4 protein-coding genes and 1 pseudogene are annotated in these 3,828 nt (G+C 31.4%); 1 reads left to right on the top strand and 4 read right to left on the bottom strand.

Annotated elements, in window-relative coordinates:
• The first annotated feature begins 119 nt into the window (after positions 1-119).
• Positions 120-434, top strand: a complete 315-nt coding sequence (locus QZZ48_RS14645) for a hypothetical protein (protein ID WP_294967000.1) — start codon at positions 120-122, stop codon at positions 432-434.
• A 21-nt stretch (positions 435-455) separates the two neighbouring features.
• Here QZZ48_RS14645 and QZZ48_RS14650 read toward each other — a convergent pair whose 3' ends face one another.
• From QZZ48_RS14650 to QZZ48_RS14665, 4 genes and pseudogenes are all read right to left on the bottom strand, one after another.
• Entirely contained in the window at positions 456-764 is a 309-nt protein-coding gene (locus QZZ48_RS14650) for a hypothetical protein (protein WP_294967001.1), read from the bottom strand.
• A gap of 150 nt (positions 765-914) precedes the next feature.
• A complete protein-coding gene (locus tag QZZ48_RS14655; RefSeq protein WP_294967002.1) occupies positions 915-1,466 on the bottom strand; it encodes a ferric reductase-like transmembrane domain-containing protein in 552 nt (183 codons plus the stop codon).
• Positions 1,463-2,422: pseudogene (gene msrP / locus QZZ48_RS14660) on the bottom strand (protein-methionine-sulfoxide reductase catalytic subunit MsrP). The gene QZZ48_RS14655 and the pseudogene msrP overlap by 4 nt, the downstream one beginning before the upstream one ends.
• 99 nt (positions 2,423-2,521) lie before the next feature.
• Positions 2,522-3,622: an FAD-dependent oxidoreductase gene (locus QZZ48_RS14665; RefSeq protein WP_294967003.1), complete on the bottom strand. Its 1,101-nt coding sequence runs from the start codon at positions 3,620-3,622 to the stop codon at positions 2,522-2,524.
• Positions 3,623-3,828: the final 206 nt, after the last annotated feature.

Genomic DNA, 3,828 nt, shown 5'->3' on the forward strand with positions numbered 1-3,828 from the left:
ATATTTGAAAAAGATATTATAAAATATTGAATATTAATATTATAAATTACTTTTATTTTAATATTTTTTAACATATAATATAAGAATAAAATTATTAAAAAAAATAAAAAGGATATGTTATGCATTCACATTATATACAAGAAATGGAAGTAGCAGTAGAAGCCATAATTAAAAGAGACTCTTTGTCTGAGTTATGGAAAGATAGAACACATGTTGTAAGTGTTGCAAAAGAAACAGATGACTTAAAAATATTAAATGATGTCTTTGATACCTTTATTAAGTATGAAGAAACGATTGATATTGGAATATATACAGCAATCCGTGATAATAAAAATTCAGATCAACATTTAAAACAAGAGATTGAAGGGTGTCATGCAAAGTTAGTTCAACCAACTCTTGATGAGTTTGATGACATGGAGATGCATGTACGGTAGCTTTTAGCTACTGCACATAGATTATTTTAGTAGTAGAAGTAGTTGTTTTTCACTTAGAACTTTTTTTGTATCGTAGATACAATTTAGATGAATCATAGTAGCTTCTGCTCTTAGTTTAGCTAACTTCTCAACATCTTTTTGTGCAGGTTTTTCGCCATTTGCATTTGCTTTCACTATACTTTTCTCAAGAGGAAATATCTCACCTTTTAAACCCATAACTCCACTCATAGTTCTTTGTCTAATCTTTTTAAGTTCTACTCTTTGTTGCTCTGTAAATCCGAGCGCTTCATTATCCCAGTTTTGTTTTACTAACATTGTAAGGTGTGGCATCTTCCCTTGGATAAGAAAAGGGCTTTGCTTTGCTGATAATGAAGTTGAACCTATAGTTAATACTAATAGACTTAGTATTGTTAATAATTTTATCTTGATATTGTCTTCCTTTTATTTGATGAAGTAATAATACAATGTTTGTACTAATACTTAGATGTGTATAATTTTTGTACGTTGTAATAATTTAAAAACAAGTACTATTGGCATAATTGAAAGATAAACCCATTGTTCAACACTTAGTGCTTTTTGTGCCATAACAAAGTGTACGCTTGAAAGTATAATAGAAATATATATTACCTTGTGGTATTTATAAAATTTTGGAAAGAGTTTTTTTGTTGACGTAATACTCATAAAAACTAATAACAAAAAGGAAATAGTTCCAAGATAGATAAATGGTCTTTTTAGTGTTTCACTTATCACAGATGCAGCATCTAACTCCATATCTAAAACAACAAAGTTAATCATATGTAATAAAGCATAGAAAAAACTAAATAGACCTACCATACGACGATACTTAACAAGGTTTATAGCTTTTTTTAACATAGAAATAATAGTTGTAATATACAAGAGCATTAAAGCTGTAGCTCCTGTTATCGTGTATATATATTTTATAGGATCTTCCACTTCTACAACAAATAACATGTACAGCAAAAATATAAATGGCAATAATAATATAGATGCTAAGGCTAGTTTCTTTTTCAAAATAACTTCTTCAAATCTATACCTTTATACAAGTGTGCAACTTCTTTTTCATAACCATTAAACATAAGTGTGTCTTGCTTGAAAAACTTTCCAAGAACTCTTTCTCTTGCCTGTGACCAACGAGGATGATCCACATTTGGGTTCACGTTTGCAAAGAAACCATACTCGTTAGATGCAATCTTTTGCCAAGTATTTATAGGCTCAGTATCCGTAAATGTAATCTTTGCAATTGATTTTATACTTTTAAAACCATACTTCCAAGGAGTAATAAGACGAAGAGGCGCACCATTTTGAGGTGGTAATGTATGCCTGTAAAGTCCAGTAGCTATAAAGCTAAGAGGATTCATAGCTTCATCCATACGCAGAGCTTCTACATAAGGGTACTCAATTGCGGCAAGCACACCACGCTTTTGGTCAGGAAACTGATCTGGGTCATATAGTGTTTCAAAACGAATATACTTAGCACTAGATAGTGGTTTTAAGTACTTGATTAGTTGTGGTAACTCAAAGCCAACCCAAGGAACAACCATTGACCAGCCCTCAACACATCTAAAACGATAGATGCGCTCTTGCATCGTAAACTCTTACATAACCTTATGCATGTCAATTTCAAATGGTTTTTCAACAAGCCCATCAACTTTTATCTTCCAGGGATCAGTCTTGAAGTTTTTAGCTAAGGGTTTAACTGCTTTTTTATTTGTACTAAACTCATAAAAATTGTTATAAGAGCTTATTTGATCATATGTATTTAGTCTGAACTTTTCTAAGTTAAGGTCTTTTAAAAACTCTAAGTTTGGAGTTGGTACAAACTCTTTTGCAGGCAAGTCCATAACACTAACACTACTCGCTGCCAATGCCGCTCCAAGCTTTAAAAACTCTCTTCTTTTGTTAAATAGTTTTTCATCTGTTACAAAGTTTTCTGAGAGTTCCCAATCTTTACTTTTTAAATAGTTCATAATGTCTCCTTCTTCTTTTTAATAAATAATTCTAATGTTTGTATAGTAATAGTATAACCGTTCTATAATAACGATTAGTTACATTTTACCAGTCTTGTATCATTTTTTTGAAAGAAGATTAACTACTTTTCTTGCCAAAGAATTGAAAGTGCTTAGTTTTCCACCGTATATATGAAGAACTCTGGTATTTGCAATATGGTGCAAGTCAAGCTTGTACTCTCTAGACATTTTAGAAATCTCTTTTTTACTTTTGATTATAGGTCTTGTTCCTATGTAAACCTCTTTGATGTCACTAGCACATAATTCTGTTTTAAGGTACTTGTTACTCTCTTGTAAAAGGTACTCAATGTCTTCGTTATTAATCTTTATGTCATCAATATTTGAGCTTTCACTTCGCTCTGTAGTACCTATGATAGTTGTCTCACCATTAGGAATCATAAAAAAGATACGTTTACTCGCTGTTTCTAAGAGAAGAGGTTCAGGAATAAGCAATCGGTCTATAACAATATGAATCCCACTGAGTTTTTCAATGCTGTAAGAAGAAGGCAGGTTAAATTTTTTGTTTATCTCATCTATCCACGCACCCGTAGCATTGATTAGAAGTTTTGCTTCAAAGATTCCTTGAGTAGTCTCAAAAGTTATTGTATTGTCCTCTAAGTGAAGTTCTTTGAGTTGTGTCTTTTCGAGTATGTTCACGCCTGCATCTTGAGCTTCTAAGGCTATTTTATGTGTGAGGGCAACATCATCTGTTTTTGCATCGTAGTATTTAAAAACTGCTCTTATGTTTTGGTCTTTAATATTCTTAAATTCACTAAAAAACTCTTCCTTAGAAACTTTAACAGATTTTTTTCCATGTTTTGCAAATAAGCTGTAAAGCCATAAACCAAGCCCAATCATCCAGTCTGGACGTTTAGAATTTTTGTATACGGGAAAATAAAAAGGATGAAGTTTGACAAGAGCTGGGTAAGTATCTAAAAGGTATTTCTGATCTTGCAAAGATTCTCTTATAAGAGAAAATTCATACTCTTCTAGGTAGCGAAGCCCACCATGAATGAGGCGCGAAGATTTAGAAGAAGCACCAAAAGCAATATGATTTTTTTCTAAAACAAGTACTTTTTTTCCGGTAATAGCCAAAGCTTTTGCAATTGCTACTCCATTTATACCAGCACCAAGAATAACTACATCATATTGCTTTTTCAACATTACTCCATTGTTTTATGTTTAACTAGTTATTTTCTTTAATAATTAATTCTAATGTTTGTCGAGTAATAGTACAACCGTTCTATAATAACAATTAGTTACATTTTTAATATTAGTAAAAGTACGGGTAATGTTACGAAAGTTAGTTTTTAAAAAAATATGCTAGAGAGGTTTATATGTAAACCTCTCTAGCATTAAGCTATCTT

The sequence above is a fragment of the Sulfurimonas sp. genome, from assembly GCF_016744025.1.
Taxonomy (GTDB): Bacteria; Campylobacterota; Campylobacteria; order Campylobacterales; family Sulfurimonadaceae; genus Sulfurimonas.